At 64.0% G+C, this 15832-nt stretch carries 15 protein-coding genes; all 15 read left to right on the top strand.

All coding sequences use genetic code 11. The features are described from left to right. The first annotated feature begins 1 nt into the window (after position 1). The 15 genes from AC19YY_RS06760 (at position 2) to AC19YY_RS06690 (ending at position 15820) form a co-directional block, all read left to right on the top strand. On the top strand, positions 2-880 hold the full coding sequence (locus AC19YY_RS06760) for an alpha/beta fold hydrolase (RefSeq protein WP_172313780.1): 879 nt from the start codon (positions 2-4) through the stop codon (positions 878-880). Beyond that, entirely contained in the window at positions 877-1710 is an 834-nt protein-coding gene (locus AC19YY_RS06755) for an IclR family transcriptional regulator (RefSeq protein ID WP_169955440.1), read from the top strand. Before AC19YY_RS06760 ends, AC19YY_RS06755 begins: the two co-directional genes overlap by 4 nt. 1 nt (position 1711) lies before the next feature. Beyond that, positions 1712-2509 carry an SDR family oxidoreductase gene (locus AC19YY_RS06750; protein WP_170057518.1) on the top strand — a complete coding sequence of 266 codons (798 nt, stop codon included), beginning with the start codon at positions 1712-1714 and terminating at the stop codon, positions 2507-2509. Further along, complete coding sequence (locus tag AC19YY_RS06745) at positions 2502-4184, top strand: thiamine pyrophosphate-binding protein (RefSeq protein ID WP_500603992.1); 1683 nt, start codon at positions 2502-2504, stop codon at positions 4182-4184. The genes AC19YY_RS06750 and AC19YY_RS06745 overlap by 8 nt, the downstream gene beginning before the upstream one ends. A gap of 10 nt (positions 4185-4194) precedes the next feature. Next, positions 4195-4998, top strand: a complete 804-nt coding sequence (locus AC19YY_RS06740) for an aspartate dehydrogenase (protein ID WP_500603991.1) — start codon at positions 4195-4197, stop codon at positions 4996-4998. Between the two features lie 10 nt (positions 4999-5008). Further along, positions 5009-6502 carry an aldehyde dehydrogenase gene (locus AC19YY_RS06735; RefSeq protein ID WP_500603990.1) on the top strand — a complete coding sequence of 498 codons (1494 nt, stop codon included), beginning with the start codon at positions 5009-5011 and terminating at the stop codon, positions 6500-6502. Beyond that, positions 6502-7467: a VOC family protein gene (locus tag AC19YY_RS06730; protein WP_169955445.1), complete on the top strand. Its 966-nt coding sequence runs from the start codon at positions 6502-6504 to the stop codon at positions 7465-7467. The genes AC19YY_RS06735 and AC19YY_RS06730 overlap by 1 nt, the downstream gene beginning before the upstream one ends. A gap of 13 nt (positions 7468-7480) precedes the next feature. After that, a complete protein-coding gene (locus AC19YY_RS06725; RefSeq protein WP_492633895.1) occupies positions 7481-8623 on the top strand; it encodes an FAD-dependent monooxygenase in 1143 nt (380 codons plus the stop codon). A gap of 2 nt (positions 8624-8625) precedes the next feature. After that, positions 8626-8943, top strand: a complete 318-nt coding sequence (locus AC19YY_RS06720) for a hypothetical protein (RefSeq protein WP_169955447.1) — start codon at positions 8626-8628, stop codon at positions 8941-8943. A gap of 1 nt (position 8944) precedes the next feature. After that, a complete protein-coding gene (locus AC19YY_RS06715; RefSeq protein ID WP_029289990.1) occupies positions 8945-9172 on the top strand; it encodes a recombinase-like helix-turn-helix domain-containing protein in 228 nt (75 codons plus the stop codon). A 21-nt stretch (positions 9173-9193) separates the two neighbouring features. Continuing rightward, complete coding sequence (locus tag AC19YY_RS06710; protein WP_172313786.1) at positions 9194-10228, top strand: Rieske 2Fe-2S domain-containing protein; 1035 nt, start codon at positions 9194-9196, stop codon at positions 10226-10228. Further along, complete coding sequence (locus tag AC19YY_RS06705; RefSeq protein ID WP_500603989.1) at positions 10225-10632, top strand: Rid family hydrolase; 408 nt, start codon at positions 10225-10227, stop codon at positions 10630-10632. Before AC19YY_RS06710 ends, AC19YY_RS06705 begins: the two co-directional genes overlap by 4 nt. Beyond that, positions 10625-11584 carry a PDR/VanB family oxidoreductase gene (locus AC19YY_RS06700; RefSeq protein ID WP_172313788.1) on the top strand — a complete coding sequence of 320 codons (960 nt, stop codon included), beginning with the start codon at positions 10625-10627 and terminating at the stop codon, positions 11582-11584. Before AC19YY_RS06705 ends, AC19YY_RS06700 begins: the two co-directional genes overlap by 8 nt. 437 nt (positions 11585-12021) lie before the next feature. Continuing rightward, the gene (locus AC19YY_RS06695) at positions 12022-13248 is read left to right on the top strand and encodes a hypothetical protein (RefSeq protein ID WP_169955451.1); all 1227 of its coding nucleotides are present in this window, start codon (positions 12022-12024) and stop codon (positions 13246-13248) included. A 1120-nt stretch (positions 13249-14368) separates the two neighbouring features. Beyond that, positions 14369-15820 (top strand): alanine/glycine:cation symporter family protein, encoded by a 1452-nt coding sequence (locus AC19YY_RS06690; RefSeq protein ID WP_432754792.1) that lies wholly within the window; start codon positions 14369-14371, stop codon positions 15818-15820. Positions 15821-15832: the final 12 nt, after the last annotated feature.

Here is a 15832-nt window from a genome sequence, read left to right as displayed (position 1 = left end):
CATGTTGCCAGGACTCACCCAAGCCGCGCCGACGGCCGACCTGCAAGCCCAACTGCAGCGCGACTTCCCCCAGCGCCTGGTCGCCGCCGCCGGTGGCCAGCAGGCCCTGCGCGAATGCGGCACGGGGCCGGCGGTGGTGTTGCTGCACGGTATCGGCTCGGGCGCGGCGTCCTGGCTGCAAGTGGCACAGCACCTGGCGGCCCAGGCCCGGGTCATCGCCTGGGACGCGCCCGGCTATGGCGACTCCAGCCCCCTGGAGTCGGACGTGCCCAAGGCCGAGCAATACGCCGCCCGCCTGGTGCAGATGCTCGATGCGCTGGAGGTGAACGAGTGCGTGCTGGTCGGCCATTCCCTGGGCGCACTGACCGCCCTGGCCTTGGCCCGCAGTGCCCAGGCCAAGCGGGTGAGCCGCCTGGTGCTGATCAGCCCGGCTCGCGGCTATGGCGCACCCGAGCGCAGCCAGCAGCGCCAGCAAGTACGCCAGCAACGCCTGGATAACCTGCAACGCCTGGGTATCGCCGGCCTGGCCGCACAACGTAGCGCCCACATGCTCTCGTCGCGGGCCCAGCCCGAAGCGTTGGCCTGGGTGCACTGGAACATGGCCCGCCTGAACCCGCTGGGTTATCGCCAGGCCATCGAATTGCTGTGCGGCGACGACTTGCTGCGCCACGGCCAACCTGCAATGCCCTGCGAAGTGCATTGCGGCGAAGCCGACGCCATCACCACGCCCGACACCTGCCTGGGCGTAGCCAAGGCCCTGGGTGCCAGCTTCAACCTGATCGCCGACGCAGGCCATGCCAGCCCCATCGAACAACCGCTGGTGGTTGCCGGTCGCCTGGCCTACGCCCTCAAACAATCCCTGACAGGTAGAACCCTATGAACGACTCAGATCTGCTGAAGGATGCTCAGGACAAATACATCGTGCCGGGCCTGGAGCGCGGCTTGCTGCTGCTCTGCGAGTTCAGCCGGCGCAACCGCACCCTGACCGCGCCGGAACTGGCACGGCGCCTGGCGCTGCCGCGCTCGACCATTTTCCGCCTGCTGACCACCCTGGAAACCATGGGCTTCGTCACCCGCAGCGGCAACGAATACCGCCTGGGCATGTCGGTGCTGCGCCTGGGCTTCGAGTACCTGGCCTCGCTGGAGCTGACCGAACTCGGCCAGCCGCTGCTGGCCCGTTTGTGCGACCGGGTTAACTACCCCAGCAACCTGGTGGTGCGCGACGGGCGTTCCATCGTCTATGTGGCCAAGGTTTCGCCGCCGTCGGTGTTCTCCAACGCGGTCAACGTCGGCACCCGCCTGCCGGCCCATGCCACGGTGCTGGGGCGCATCCTCCTCGAAGACCTGTCACTGGCCGAACTGCGCGAGCTGTACCCCGAGGAGCACCTGGAACAGCACTCCCACTGCACCCCCAAAACCGTGATGGAGCTGTTCGACATGCTCCAGGCCGACCGCCAGCGCGGCTTTGTCAGCGGCGAAGGGTTCTTTGAATCGGCGATTTCCACAGTGGCCGCGCCCGTGCGCGACCAGAGCGGCGACATCGTGGCCGCCCTCGGCGTAACCATCCCGACCACGCAGATCGGTCATGTGAATTTTGAAGAGCTGTTGACCCAGGTACGACGCAGCGCCGACGAGCTGTCGCGCCTGCTCAACTACAACGGCGGCGCCCACAGCAGCCAGCCCCGCGTCACTGCCTTGATGAGAGATTGAGATGAGCCTTTATCCATTGCAGGGCCGCACTGCAATCGTCACCGGAGGCTCCTCGGGCATTGGTCTGGCGTGCGTCGAGCTGCTGCTGGAAGCCGGCGCCGCCGTTGCGTTCTGCGGTCGCGATGCAGAACGCCTGCGCCGTGCCGAAAGCGACCTGCGCCAACGTTTCCCCCAAGGCCAACTGCTGGCCCAGGTGTGCGATGTGCTCGATGGCGAAGCGGTCAACGCCTTTGCCAGCGCCAGCCAGGCCGCGCTGGGCGCCGCCAGTGTGTTGATCAACAACGCCGGGCAAGGCCGGGTCTCGACCTTCGCAGACACCACCGACAGCGCCTGGACCGAAGAGCTGCACCTGAAGTTTTTTTCGGTGATCAACCCGGTCCGCGCCTTCAAGCCGCAGCTGCAAAACCAGGCCGATGCCGCCATCGTCTGCGTCAACTCACTGCTGGCCAGCCAGCCGGAGCCGCACATGGTCGCCACCTCGGCCGCCCGCGCCGGGATCAAGAACCTGGTGCGCTCGATGGCCACCGAGTTCGCCCCGCAAGGCATCCGCGTCAACGGCATCCTGATTGGCCTGGTGGAGTCCGGGCAATGGCGCCGCCGCTTCGAAGCGCGTGAAGAACGCGACCTCGACTGGGCGCAATGGACCGCCCGCCTGGCCCAACAAAAACATATTCCCCTGGGGCGCCTGGGCCTGCCGATTGAAGCGGCCCGCGCGATCCTGTTTCTGGCCTCGCCTCTGTCGGCTTACACCACAGGCAGCCATATCGATGTATCCGGAGGCCTGTCCCGCCATGCGTAATGAAAACACTGTCACCGTGGGCGCTGCCATCACCGCCTTTCTCGAACAATGCGACGTCAAGGCCGCGTTTGGCGTGATCTCGATCCACAACATGCCGATCCTCGATGCCTTCGCCGTGCGCGGCAATATCCGCTTTGTCATGGCCCGGGGTGAAGCCGGCGCCGCCAACATGGCTGACGCCTATGCCCGTACCACCGGCGGCCTGGGCGTGTGCCTGACCTCCACCGGCACCGCCGCCGGCAATGCCGCCGGCGCCATGGTTGAAGCGCAGACTGCCGGCACCCCGCTGCTGCACATCACCGGGCAGATCGAGACGCCATACCTGGATCAGGAACTGGCGTATATCCACGAAGCCCGCGACCAGTTGAACATGCTCAAGGCCGTGTCCAAGGCCGCCTTTCGCGTGCGCAGCGTCGAGACCGCCATCAGCACCCTGAAGCTCGCGGTACAGACCGCCCTCACCGCGCCCACCGGCCCGGTCAGCGTCGAGATCCCGATCGATATCCAGTCGACCTTTATCCCGATGCCTACCGACCTGTCGCCGCTGCCGATCCCGGTTGCCGTGCCGGCACCGGAAGCCCTCGAACTGGTGGCCGCGCGCCTGGCCAGTGCCAAGCGCCCGATGCTCTGGCTCGGTGGCGGCGCACGGCATGCCGGGGCGCAGGTCAAGCGCCTGCTGGCGATGGGCGTGGGGGTGATCACCTCGACCCAAGGCCGTGGCGTGGTCAATGAAGACGACGAGCGCTGCCTGGGGGCCTTTTCGCAGAACAAACGGGTCGAGCAGTTCCTGCAAACCTGCGATGCACTGCTGATCGCCGGGTCGCGCCTGCGCAGCAACGAGACCTTCAAGTACGCGCTCAAGCTGCCGCAGAACACCCTGCGCATCGACGCCAACCCGGCCATCGAAGGCCGCAGCTATGCCAGCGAGCTGTTTATCTGCGGCGATACGGCCCTGGCCCTGGACGGCCTGGCTGACCGCCTGGAAGGCCGCCTGCATACCGATCCGCAATTCCTCGTCGAACTCAAGGCCGTGCGCGAGCAATCGCGCAACCAACTGGTGGCGGACCTGGGCCCGTACTCGGCGATGGTCGAGCAATTGCAGGCCAGCACCGGGCGCAACTTCTCCTGGGTGCGCGATGTGACCCTGTCCAACAGCATCTGGGGCAACCGCCTGCTCAACCTGTACCACCCGCGTGCCGGGGTTCACGCCTTGGGCGGCGGTATCGGCCAAGGCCTGGCGATGGGCATCGGCGCCGCGGTCGCAGCCGCTGAAACCGCGCCCGAGCGCAAGGTGTTCGCCCTGGCGGGCGATGGCGGTTTCATCCTCAACCTGGGTGAGCTGGCGACCCTGGTCCAGGAGCGCGCCAACCTGGTGATCCTGCTGATGAACGACCAGCGCTATGGGGTCATCCGCAATATCCAGGACGCGGTCTACGGTAGCCGGCATTGCTATGTCGACCTGCACACCCCGGACTACACCAAGCTCGCCGAATCCATGGGCCTGCGCCACGGCCTGGTCACCGACCTCAAGGATTTCGGCAAGGTGGTCGACAGCGCCCTGAGCCAACCCGGCCCGTTCCTGCTGGAAGTGGACATGCTCAGCGTGGGCAATTTCGCCACCCAGTTCGCCGGCCCGCCCAACAGCGAAACCAAAGCCCAGAAGGCCACCGCCTGAGGATCGCCGCATGTTGCATATCACCATGATCGGCTGCGGCGCCATTGGCGTCGGCGTGCTGGAGCTGCTGGAGAACGATCCGCAGCTGTGCGTGGATTACGTCATCGCCTCCGAGGGCTCCGAAGCCTTGGTGCGCCAGCGCCTGGCTAGTTTCCAGCGACCGCCGCAGGTGCTCACCGCCTTGCCCGCCGATACGCGCCCGGATTTGCTGGTGGAGTGCGCCGGCCACCGCGCTATCGAGGAACATGTGCTGCCGGCCCTGGAGCGTGGGATTGCCTGCCTGATTGTGTCGGTCGGCGCCTTGTCCGAAGTGGGTCTGGTCGAGCGCCTGGAAGCAGCCGCTGAGCGCGGCAAGACCCGCATCGAGCTGCTGCCCGGTGCGATTGGCGGTATTGATGCGTTGTCGGCGGCCAAGGTCGGCGGCCTGGATTCGGTCAACTACACCGGGCGCAAGCCGGCCCGCGCCTGGAAAAACACTCCCGGCGAGCAGGCGTGCGACCTCGACACCATCAGCCAAGCCACGGTGATCTTCCAGGGCAGCGCCCGCGAAGCCGCGCGGCTGTATCCGAAAAACGCCAACGTCGCCGCCACCCTGTCCCTGGCCGGGCTGGGCCTGGATCGCACCCACGTCACGCTGATCGCCGACCCCCACAGCGACGAAAACGTCCACCACTTCGAAGCCCGTGGCGCCTTTGGCCGTTTCGAGTTGAGCCTGCGCGGCAAGCCGCTTTTGGCCAACCCCAAGACCTCGGCGCTGACCGTGTACAGCGTGGTCCGTGCGCTGGGCAACCACGCCCATGCCATCTCAATTTAGGAGCCCGTCGATGACTCTCGAACAGACTTTACCGATCTGCATCGCCGGCCACTGGCGCCTGGGCCGTGGCGAACGCTACGCCAGCCGCTACCCGGCCACCGGCGAGGCCGTGGCCTGGCTTAACGCTGCCGATCTGCAGGATGTAGAAGACGCCATCCAGGGCGCACACCAGGCCTTCCTGCACAGCGGCTGGGCCCAGCGCAAACCCCATGAGCGGGCCAGCGTGCTGTACCGCATCGCCGAGCTGATCCGCCTGCACAGTGAAGAACTGGCGCAGCTGCAACGCCAGGACAACGGCAAGCCGATCAATGAAACCCGCGCGCTGGTGGCCAGTGCGGCCGGCACCTTCCAGTTCTTCGCCGCCGCCTGCGAAACCCTCGAAGAAACCATCACCCCCTCGCGCGGCGATTTCGTCAGCATGAGCGTGTATGAGCCGATGGGCGTGGTCGCCGCGATCACTCCGTGGAACTCGCCGATTGCCAGCGAGGCGCAAAAGGTCGCGCCAGCCCTGGCGGCGGGCAATGCGGTGGTGATCAAGCCAGCGGAAATCACCCCGCTGCTGGCCCTGCGCCTGGCGCGCTTGTGTGAAGAGGCCGGCCTGCCCAAGGGCCTGATCAGCGTGCTGCCCGGCAAGGGCTCGCTGCTGGGCGACGCGCTGACCCGCCACCCGCTGGTCAAGCGCGTGTCGTTCACCGGCGGCACCCGCACTGGCAAGCACATCGCCCATATCGCCGCCGACAAGATGATGCCGGTGTCGTTGGAGCTGGGCGGCAAGTCGCCGACCATCGTCCTTGATGACGCCGACCTCGACCACGCGGTGGCGGGCGTGCTCTACGGCATCTTCAGCTCTTCGGGCGAGGCCTGTATTGCCGGCTCGCGGCTGTTTGTCGCGCGCGCCCTGTACGAACCCTTCATGCAACGCCTGGTAGCCGCCGCCGCGAACCTGCGCATGGGCGACCCGGCCGACGAAAACACGCAGATGGGCCCGCTGATCAGCGCCAGCCATCGTGAATCGGTGGAACGCTACGTCGCCCTCGGCCTGGCCGAAGGCGGGCGCCTGCGCCTGGGCGGGCAGCGCCCCAGCGGTGGCCTGTATGACCAGGGCTACTTCTACCCGCCGACCATCCTCGAAGGCCTGCACAACCAACAACAGGTGTGCCAGGAAGAAATCTTCGGCCCGGTGCTGGTGGCCATGCCCTTCGACGATGAAGAGCAACTGCTGGAGCAGGCCAACGACAGCCTGTACGCCCTCGCGGCAGGCATCTGGAGCCGCGACTACAAGCGCGCCTGGGCCCTGGGCCGGCACTTGCAGGCCGGCACGGTGTGGATCAACACCTACAAGCAGTTCTCGATTTCCACGCCGTTCGGCGGTTGGCGCGACAGCGGCCTGGGCCGCGAAAAAGGCCGGCTGGGGATCCTGCAATACATGGAACAAAAGAGCCTCTACTGGGGCATGAACCAACAGCCACTGGCCTGGGCCGGTGTGCCACACGAGGTAGCGTGATGAGCGTTTTAGGTATTGATGAAGTCACCTATGGCGTCGAGGACCTCGACACCTGCGTGCGTTTTTTCAGCGACTGGGGCCTGACCCAGGTCAGCGCGCAACCCGATGAGGTGATCTTCGAGACCCTCAACGGCTGCCGCGTAGTGCTCGCCGACCTGAACAAACCCGGCCTGCCGCCCGCCATCGAGGCCGGCTCGACCGTGCGCGAAGTGGTGTGGGGCGTGGCCGACGCGGCGGACCTTGCGCTGTACGCCGAACGCATCGCCAACGACCCGGGGTTTGTCGAGGGCAACGGGCGTATCGGCTGCACCGACCCCAACGGCTTGGCGATCCGCCTGCAAGTGACGCGCAAGCGTGAGCTGGAGATCGAGTGCAGCGGCCACAACACCTGGCAGACCAAGGGCCGGATCAACAAGGCGGCGCCGATCTACGAGCGCGCCACGCCGATTGAGGTCGGCCACGTGGTGTTTTTCGTCAAGGACGTAAACGCCTGCGAAGCCTTCTACCACGAACGTTTCGGCTTCCAGGCCTCGGACCGCTACCCGGACCGCGGGGCCTTTTTGCGCACCGCCGAGGAAGGCGGCCATCACGACCTGTTCATGCTGCAACTGCCGGCGCCACGGGCGGGGCTGAACCATGTGGCCTTTACCGTACGCGATGTGCACGAGGTGTTTGGCGGCGGCATGCACGTGTCCCGCAGCGGCTGGCCGACCGAGATCGGCCCTGGGCGCCACCCGGTGTCTTCGGCGTTTTTCTGGTACTTCAAAAACCCCGCTGGCGCGCTGGTGGAGTACTACGCCGACGAAGACCAACTGACCGGCGAATGGCAGCCCCGCACCTTTGAGCCGGGGCCCACGGTGTTCGCCGAATGGGCGATTGCCGGCGGTATCGACGGCAATACCCGGCGCCAGCAACACGTCGAGGCGCCGCAAGGCAAGTTCCTCACCGACAAACCGAAACCTTGAGCAGGAGTCGCACATGCCTTCCTTAAATATTGCTATCGCCGGCGCCGGCATCGGCGGCCTGACCGCCGCGATCGCCCTGCACCGCGCCGGTCACCAGGTCACCGTGTTTGAACAGTCCAAGGCCTTTTTGCGGGTCGGTGCCGACATCAACCTCACCCCCAACGCGGTACGGGCGCTGGATGGCTTGGGAATTGGCGCCGCCGTGCGCATCCCGGCCGCGCGGCCGACCCACCGTATCAGCCGGATGTGGGACAGCGGCGAAGAGACGTCACGCCTGGAAATGTCCGACGCCGCCGAGCAGAAGTACGGCGCCCCGCAACTGACCATCCACCGCGCCGATCTGCTGGCGGCCCTGGCCGAAGTGTTCCCGCTGGAGCAGGTGCAGTTCGCCAAGCGTGCCGAACGGATCGAGCACACTGACGACGGCATCTGCCTGCATTTCAAGGATGGCAGCCAGCACCGCTGTGACGTGCTGATCGGCGCCGACGGTATCCACTCGGTGGTGCGCAACGCGCTGTTCGGCGAAGAGCACCCGCGCTTTACCGGGGTGGTGGCATACCGCGCGGTGGTGCCGGCCGAGTTGGTGGCCCATGTGCCGAATATCCAGGCCTTCACCAAATGGTGGGGCCCCAACCCGCAGAGCCAGATCGTTACGTTCCCGCTGAACCAGGGCAAGGACATCTTTATCTTCGCCACTACCGCCCAGGACAGCTGGCATGAAGAGTCGTGGACCAGCGCCGGCGATGCCGACGAACTGCGCAGCCACTACCAGGCATTCCACCCCGACGCCCGTGCCCTGCTGGATGCGTGCAGCGATGTGCTCAAGACCGCGCTGTATGAGCGCGACCCGCTGCCGTTCTGGTCCAAGGGCGCGATCACCCTGCTGGGCGATGCGTGCCACCCGATGATGCCGTTCATGGCCCAGGGTGCCGGCCAGGCCATCGAGGATGCGGTGGTGCTCGCCCGTTACCTGCAAGACCTCGACAGCCCGTCCCAGGTCGCCGCTGCCTTGCAGGGCTATCAGCAGGCGCGCCTGGAACGCACCAGCCAGATCCAGATCGGCTCGCGCGGCAACCAGTGGCTCAAGGACGGCGGCAATGCCGATTGGGTCTACGGCTACGACGCCTGGACCATCCCCACCCAAAGCGCGGCCTGACCATGAGCGACACCTTGCTGGTGACCGTGCTGCTCAAGCACGACCAATCAAAAAACCTGGAAGACATTCAGCGGCACATGAAGCAGCAGGACTGGTGGGAGCGCTTTCCACCGCAAGGCGTGGAGGTGGTGAGCTGGACCGTGGCCATGGGCCTGGGCCAGATCGTCACCCTGCGCTTGGCGCCGGGCCTGCTGCCGTCCCTTAACGTGGAGCTTGAGCGCTCGGCGTGGGGCGTGTTCAGCACTGAAGTTTTCCCGACATACGACTTTATCCCGGTGCGCGAAACCATCCGCGAACGGGTACGCAACGGAGGTCAATGACATGAGCACTACCGAACGATTCCTCGAGCCCCATCAGGCGCGCAAACGGCCCAATACCCAGTTTGAAGAGCTGCTGGGCGACTCCATCGAGCGCGCCTTCGGCAACGGCGTGACCGAGTTGGCGGCGCTGCTCGCCCACCTCAACCTGGCCGGCCCGCCCTGCCCGCTGACCAGCGGCGAGTGGACGGCAGATGCCTATCAAACCCTGATGGCCCGGCTGGGCGAATGACCCGGCAGAAGGAATAAAACAATGACTATGCAATTGACCGTCGACCCTGTTGAAAACCATCTGGCCAATGGCCTCAAAGACCTCTGGTTCCCGGTATTACCCTCGGACCTGCTGGGTGAAAAGCCGGTATCGGTACGCCGCCTGGGCTACAAGATCGCCCTGTGGCGCGACAACGATGGCCGCGTGCACGCCCTCGAAGACCATTGCCCCCATCGCGGTGCGCCGCTGTCCCAGGGCCCGGTGTTGGGTGATCGCCTGCAATGCCCGTATCACGGCATCGAAGTGCGCTGTGACGGTACCGTGACCAAGGTACCGGGCAGCCCTGGCTGCAAACTCGAAGGCAGCCGCCCGACCCGCATGTTCCATACCCGCGAAGCGGCAGGCGCGATCTTTTTGTTCAATGCCACCGACCCGCATTTAGCGACCCCGCCGGACCTGGTGCTGCCCGAGCAACTGACGTCCCCGGAGTGGAGCAGCTTCGTCTGCTACACCGAGTGGAAAGGCGACTACCGCTACGTGATCGACAACGTCATGGACCCGATGCACGGCACCTACCTGCACAAGATGTCGCACTCGATGAGTGAAGGCGAAGCCACCGCCAAGTTCGTCACCCGCGACACTGACAACGGGTTCTTCTTCGAGAAGGAAGGCCAGCGCGGGGTGAACTTCGACTGGACCGAGTTCATGGACAACGGCTGCCATTGGCTGCGCCTGGAAATCCCCTACCCGAAAACCGGCGGCCCGGGCGGCAACTTCACCATTATCGGCAGCTACACCCCAAGCAGCCGCGCGCTCTCGGCGGTGTTCCACTGGCGCTGCCGACCGCTGACCGGCTGGCAGCGCGACACCTGGCGCTTCCTCTACAAAAACCGCCTGGAAGCGCGGCACTGGGCCGTGCTGGAGCAGGATCGGGTGCTGCTGGAGTTCATGGAACCGGACGCCAACCAGCGCGAAAACCTCTACCAGCACGACCTGGGTGTGGTGCGCATGCGCCGTTACCTGAAGAACGCGGCCAAGGCCCAGCTCGAACTGATCGACGCGAAGCAACTGCCATGAACCCGGTCGTGGTGGCGCCCGCCGGGGCCAGTTGGTCGAATGCGCTGCTGATCGGTCGCGAGGTGGTGATGTCCGGGATGACCGCACACCCCGCCAGCCGCGACGCGACCCTGGATTGCTACGCCCAGACCCTGGTGGTGCTGGGCAAGATCCAGGCGCTGGTGACGGCGGCCGGTGGGCATCTGGGCAATATCTACCGGCTGACGGTGTACCTCACCGATATCGCCGACAAGGACCAGGTGGGCCGCGCACGCCGCGATTTCTTCGCCGGGCAGGCCGTATTTCCCACGTCCACCCTGGTGGCCGTCAGCGCGCTGGTGTTTCCTGAACTTCGGGTCGAGATCGAGGCCAGTGCCCGGCTCGATGTCGACCTGCGTACCGTCACAGAGGTGAATGATGTCTAAGCCCTCCCTGCTCAACGCCCGCGTACACACCCTGCGCTATGAAGCCGAAGGCATCATCAGCGTGGAGTTTCGGCCGTTGGGCGATACCGTGTTCCCGCCGTTCGAGGCCGGCTCGCACATCGACCTGCACCTGGCCAACGGCCTGGTGCGCAGCTACTCGCTGCTCAATTCTCCCAGCGACCAGGGGCGCTACACCGTGGGCATCCTGCGTGACCGCAACAGCCGCGGCGGCTCGGAGTATGTGCACAGCCAACTGCGGGTCGGCATGGCGCTGTCGATCTCGGCGCCGCGCAACAACTTCGCGCTGGACCTGAGCGCCAGCCACAGTGTGCTGGTGGCCGGTGGCATCGGCATTACGCCGATCTACTGCATGTTTCGCCAACTGCTGGCCCAGGGCAAATCCGCCGAGCTGATCTATTGCGCGCGCTCGCGCCAGGAAGCGGCATTGGTGGAAGCCTTGAACGGCCTGGGTGCGCGGGTGGTGTACCACTTCAACGACGAAAAAGGCGTGCCGCCGGACCTCGCCGCCTACCTCGCCGGCCAACCTGCGGATACGCACTTCTACTGCTGCGGCCCAACGCCGATGCTGGATGCGTTCGAGGGCACCTGTGAGCGCCTGGGTTATCCCCATGCCCATATCGAGCGCTTTACCGCCGCCGAACTGCCGCCCAGCGAAGATGCGCAGAACCGCTATAGCGTGGAGTTGAAAAAGTCCGGCAAGACGCTGTCGGTGGAGCCCGGCTTGAGCTTGCTGGATGTGCTGCTCGAAGCCGGTTGCGACATCGATCACAGCTGCCGCGAGGGGGTGTGCGGCTCCTGTGAAACCCGGGTGGTGGAAGGCCAGATCGACCACCGCGACGGGGTGCTGACCAAGGCCGAGCGCGCGGCGAACAAATCGATGATGGTGTGTGTTTCGGGCTGCAAGAGCCAACGGTTGGTGCTGGACCTCTAGCCCCCCTGTAGGAGCGAGCTTGCTCGCGAAGAACGTTAACGATAACGCGGTTTATCCTGAATAACCGCGTTACCCTCAAGTTCTTCGCTCGCGCCTACAGGATCACCCGCAAAGTGCCCGTTTCATTGGCAGCGTGCAATAAAGACGCACCTATCACGGGCAACTTTGTTACCGCACTTACGGATTGTTTCATGGGTTATACACAGCGCTTTGTTTCCCATATAAACAATTGTTTTTAAGCGGTTTTTTATAAAATCCAAACTAATTTACCGCCTGGCACACTTCCTGCTCTACTCCCGTGCATCCACTGATTAAACGGCGTTTCGCCGATAAAACAATAAGAACCAACACTTAAACCCGGTAAGACCCGCTCCCTCCTTAGTTGCCTTTAAAGGCAAGCGGACGAGTGTTGCCGATCACCCGGTAGAGAGGTCTCTATGAAGCGTGTCTTATGTGCAGGATTGATGTTTGCCAGTTTCAGCGGTTTCGCCGCAGAACCCATCCCTTCCGAGCCGGTGCGGGCCAACGCCGCCAATAAACCTTTCCCCCACATTGCCTGGCGCAGTGACGCCGGGGACGCCAGCCTGGACATCGGCGGCGCGCTGCGCACCAACTATCGCGACGAGCATTGGGACACCACCGAGAACAATGGCCGCTTCCTCTTCGACACATTCCGCCTGGACGTGCAGGCCACCTACAAGAGCCTCTATAGCGATATCGGCTACTGGTTCCAGGACGACGGCAAGCGCTCCATCGACCGTGGCTTCGTTGGCTATCGGCTCAATGCCAACTCCAACCTGCAACTGGGCGCACCGTTCAAGCCGTTTGGCCTGGAGCCGTATCCGCAATTTGGCTGGAGTTACCACCTGCCGTTTTTCATGGGCTATGCAGTGAGTGCCGGCACCGGCCTCAAGTACAGCTACAAGGATCAGGATTGGGACGTGCAGCTTGGCTTTTTCCCACGTATGTTGCCCAGCGACCTTCGCTACTCGCCTGAAGTCGGGCGTTACGCCGACCTGAACGACAACGCGATTGCCTTCACCCAGTCGCGCCAGGACAACGAGAAGCGCAACCAGCTCAACGCCCGCGTGGCGCGCACCTTCAACAGCAATGGCTGGAAAACCGAGATCGGCGCCTCGCTGGCCACCGCCCAGCTGTACAACGCCACCACCAAGGACGATGGCGACTATTGGGCCGCCGGTGTACACGCCATCATCAACAAGGGGCTGTGGACCGTCACCACCCAGGCCATCCGCTACGAATACGATCCCGAAAACCCCACCGGCGTCAGCAAGGACTCGGTGCTGATGGGCGGCAACGGCCTGACCCCGGCGTACCTGATCGCGTCCAAGGCCAGCCTGGCGTCGATCAATCTCGGCTATGACGTCTACACGCCGAGGCTGGGGCAGTTGAAGAAGGTCAAGTTGTACACCGACTACAGCCGGATGATGAAAGACAAGAGCGACTGGGATGATTCGCAGATGTTCACCGTAGGCGCGCAGTTCCTGGCCATGCCGGTGATGGCCTGGGTCGACTTTACCTGGGCGCGCAACGCCAACCCCTATGGCGGCGCAGAGAATGGCAGTGGTTTTACCAACACCAGTTCGGTGGGCAGCAACGAGTGGTATTACCGCACCAACGTGAATATTGGTTACTACTTTTAACCAGGCAACAAAAAACAAAGGTGGGGGGGGTGAGTACATATCCGTTGCTGCGGTCATGGCGGCTATTGGTTCCGCTCTTACAGCGGGTCACTTTCGAAAAGCGCGAAAGTAACCAAAGCGCTCTTGCCCCACCACTCGGTGCCTCGCCTAGGCTCGGCATGCCCGCAGTCAGGCATTGCTCCGTGGGCCCGCCGCGATCGGCCATCCATGGCCGTGTCGCGGCTACCCCGGCATCCTGCCGGGGTGCCCACTGCGCAATACCTGCCTGCGGCCAGCGTGGTTTGACGGGGCGCCTGAGATCAAAAGCCAGATCAAAAACAGAGCAACAGCAAAGCCAGAGCGCGAAGCTGCATTCCCCTGTAGGAGCTGGCTTGCCTGCGATGGCGGCAGGTCTGCCAACAGATTCATCGACTGATACACCGCTATCGCAGGCAAGCCAGCTCCTACAGGGTACGCGTACGCCTCGATGATCAGGTCGGCTGTCAGGCCGCCTCGCGTTGCTTGTGATTTTGATCCCAGCGCCCCGTTAAACCACGCTGGCCGTCATCCGATATTGATTTGGGGGGTAACCCGGCAGGACGCCGGGTTAGCCGCGCTGGGCCAGGGATGGCCCATCGCGGCGGCCCCCCAAATCAATGTCGGATGACGGGCACACCGAGCCTAGGCGAGGTGCCGAGTGGTGGGGCAAGAGCCCTTTGCTTACTTTGGGGCTTTTCCAAAGTGAGCCGCCGTAAGGGCGGAACCCTAAGTGGCCATGACCGCAGCAACGGATATGTACTCACACCCCACAACCAAAAAAGAGCAAGTCGTGTAGATACTCATGCCTAACGCAGCCTCACCAAAGCTCGACAGCCCCCACATCAGGTCAGTGTGACGCTTCGACCATTCCTCGCTCAGTTGCGCTGCTTGCAGACGGCTGGCGCACACCTAGGTATAGTGCCGCCCCTCTTCGCATGCACGATCGTCAACCGCATGCGAACGCCGAACTAATAACAACCCGCGACTTGGAACCGGGACGAGCACTCGCCCCACCTATCGTGCTGCCTGCGCGACGGTGTGTAACGCGATGTTTCGACCCGTCCGGCTTTTGCCTTTACAAAAAAACAGCGAGGAATACTCCATGCTAGAAGTCATCAACGACTTCCTCTCAGGAAAAGTACTGATCGTGCTCATTGTCGGGCTCGGTGGTTACTTCACGATCCGCTCGCGTTTCGTTCAGTTTCGTCACTTCTTTCATATGTTCGCGGTGTTTCGCGACAGCCTCAAAAGCAGCGCCGGCCAACTCAGTTCGTTCCAGGCGCTGATGCTCAGCCTGGCCGGGCGGGTGGGCGCCGGTAACATCGCCGGGGTCGGCATTGCCGTGACCCTGGGTGGCCCGGGCGCAGTGTTCTGGATGTGGGTCACCGCGCTGGTGGGCATGTCGTCGAGCTTTATCGAGTGCTCCCTGGGCCAGCTCTACAAACGCACCGACGCCGAAGGCACCTACCGTGGTGGCCCGGCCTATTACATCCAGCACGGCCTGCAAAAACGCTGGCTGGGGATGGTCATGGCGTTCCTGCTGCTGGTGACCTTCGGGTTCGCCTTCAACGGCCTGCAAGCCCATGCCGTGACCCACTCGCTCAATAACGCCTTTGGTTTCGACACCACCTACACCGGCCTGGCGCTGGCGGTGTTGCTGGGCCTGGTGTTTATCGGCGGGATCAAGCGCATTGCCTCGATTGCCGACCTGCTGGTGCCGGTCAAGACCCTGGTCTATATCGCCGTGACGGTCTACGTGATCGTGCTGCAATTCGACCAGGTGCCGGCCATGCTCGCGACCATCGTCAAGAGCGCCTTTGGCCTGGACCAGGCCTTCGGTGGCCTGGTGGGCAGCGCGATCATCATGGGTGTGAAGCGCGGCGTGTTCGCCAACGAAGCGGGCCTGGGCAGCGCGCCCAACGTGGCCGCGGTAGCCTCGGTGGAACACCCGGTCGCTCAAGGTGTGGTGCAAGCGTTCAGCGTGTTCCTCGACACCTTTATCATCTGCACCTGCACCGCCCTGCTGATCCTGCTTTCGGGCTTCTACACCCCAGGCTTCGAAGGCGACGGCATTGCCCTGACCCAGAACTCCCTGGCGGCGGTGGTCGGTGACTGGGGGCGGATGTTTATCTCGGTGGCCCTGGCGTTGTTCGTGTTTACATCGATCATGTACAACTACTACCTGGGCGAGAGCAACCTGCGCTTTTTGGTGGGCAACAACCGCAAGGTGCTGATCGGTTATCGCGCGTTGGTACTGGTGCTGATCTTCTGGGGTTCGATCGAGAACCTGAGCACCGTGTTCGCGTTCGCCGACATCACCATGACCATGCTGGCGTTCGTCAACCTGTTCGCCCTGGCGTTCCTGTTCAAGATCGCCATGCGTATCCTCAACGACTACGACAACCAGCGCGCGGCGGGCATCAAGACCCCGGTGTTCGACTCCAGCCAGTTCCCGGACCTGGACCTGGACCGCAAGGCCTGGCCGGCCAACCCGGTGCAGCCTGAGCCAACCGCTCAAGCGACTGCTGAGCTGAACGCCCAAGTGCAACGCTGAGCCTAGATAGAT

This window comes from Pseudomonas sp. MF09156, from assembly GCF_059862305.1.
Note: the sequence above shows the minus strand (reverse complement) of the source record. Positions and strands in the feature narration are given on the sequence as shown.

Coding starts and splice junctions, on each gene's coding strand:
- AC19YY_RS06760 (WP_172313780.1), top strand. CDS start 2: ATGTTGCCAGGACTCACCCAAGCCGCGCCGACGGCCGACCTGCAAGCC.
- AC19YY_RS06755 (WP_169955440.1), top strand. CDS start 877: ATGAACGACTCAGATCTGCTGAAGGATGCTCAGGACAAATACATCGTG.
- AC19YY_RS06750 (WP_170057518.1), top strand. CDS start 1,712: ATGAGCCTTTATCCATTGCAGGGCCGCACTGCAATCGTCACCGGAGGC.
- AC19YY_RS06745 (WP_500603992.1), top strand. CDS start 2,502: ATGCGTAATGAAAACACTGTCACCGTGGGCGCTGCCATCACCGCCTTT.
- AC19YY_RS06740 (WP_500603991.1), top strand. CDS start 4,195: ATGTTGCATATCACCATGATCGGCTGCGGCGCCATTGGCGTCGGCGTG.
- AC19YY_RS06735 (WP_500603990.1), top strand. CDS start 5,009: ATGACTCTCGAACAGACTTTACCGATCTGCATCGCCGGCCACTGGCGC.
- AC19YY_RS06730 (WP_169955445.1), top strand. CDS start 6,502: ATGAGCGTTTTAGGTATTGATGAAGTCACCTATGGCGTCGAGGACCTC.
- AC19YY_RS06725 (WP_492633895.1), top strand. CDS start 7,481: ATGCCTTCCTTAAATATTGCTATCGCCGGCGCCGGCATCGGCGGCCTG.
- AC19YY_RS06720 (WP_169955447.1), top strand. CDS start 8,626: ATGAGCGACACCTTGCTGGTGACCGTGCTGCTCAAGCACGACCAATCA.
- AC19YY_RS06715 (WP_029289990.1), top strand. CDS start 8,945: ATGAGCACTACCGAACGATTCCTCGAGCCCCATCAGGCGCGCAAACGG.
- AC19YY_RS06710 (WP_172313786.1), top strand. CDS start 9,194: ATGACTATGCAATTGACCGTCGACCCTGTTGAAAACCATCTGGCCAAT.
- AC19YY_RS06705 (WP_500603989.1), top strand. CDS start 10,225: ATGAACCCGGTCGTGGTGGCGCCCGCCGGGGCCAGTTGGTCGAATGCG.
- AC19YY_RS06700 (WP_172313788.1), top strand. CDS start 10,625: ATGTCTAAGCCCTCCCTGCTCAACGCCCGCGTACACACCCTGCGCTAT.
- AC19YY_RS06695 (WP_169955451.1), top strand. CDS start 12,022: ATGAAGCGTGTCTTATGTGCAGGATTGATGTTTGCCAGTTTCAGCGGT.
- AC19YY_RS06690 (WP_432754792.1), top strand. CDS start 14,369: ATGCTAGAAGTCATCAACGACTTCCTCTCAGGAAAAGTACTGATCGTG.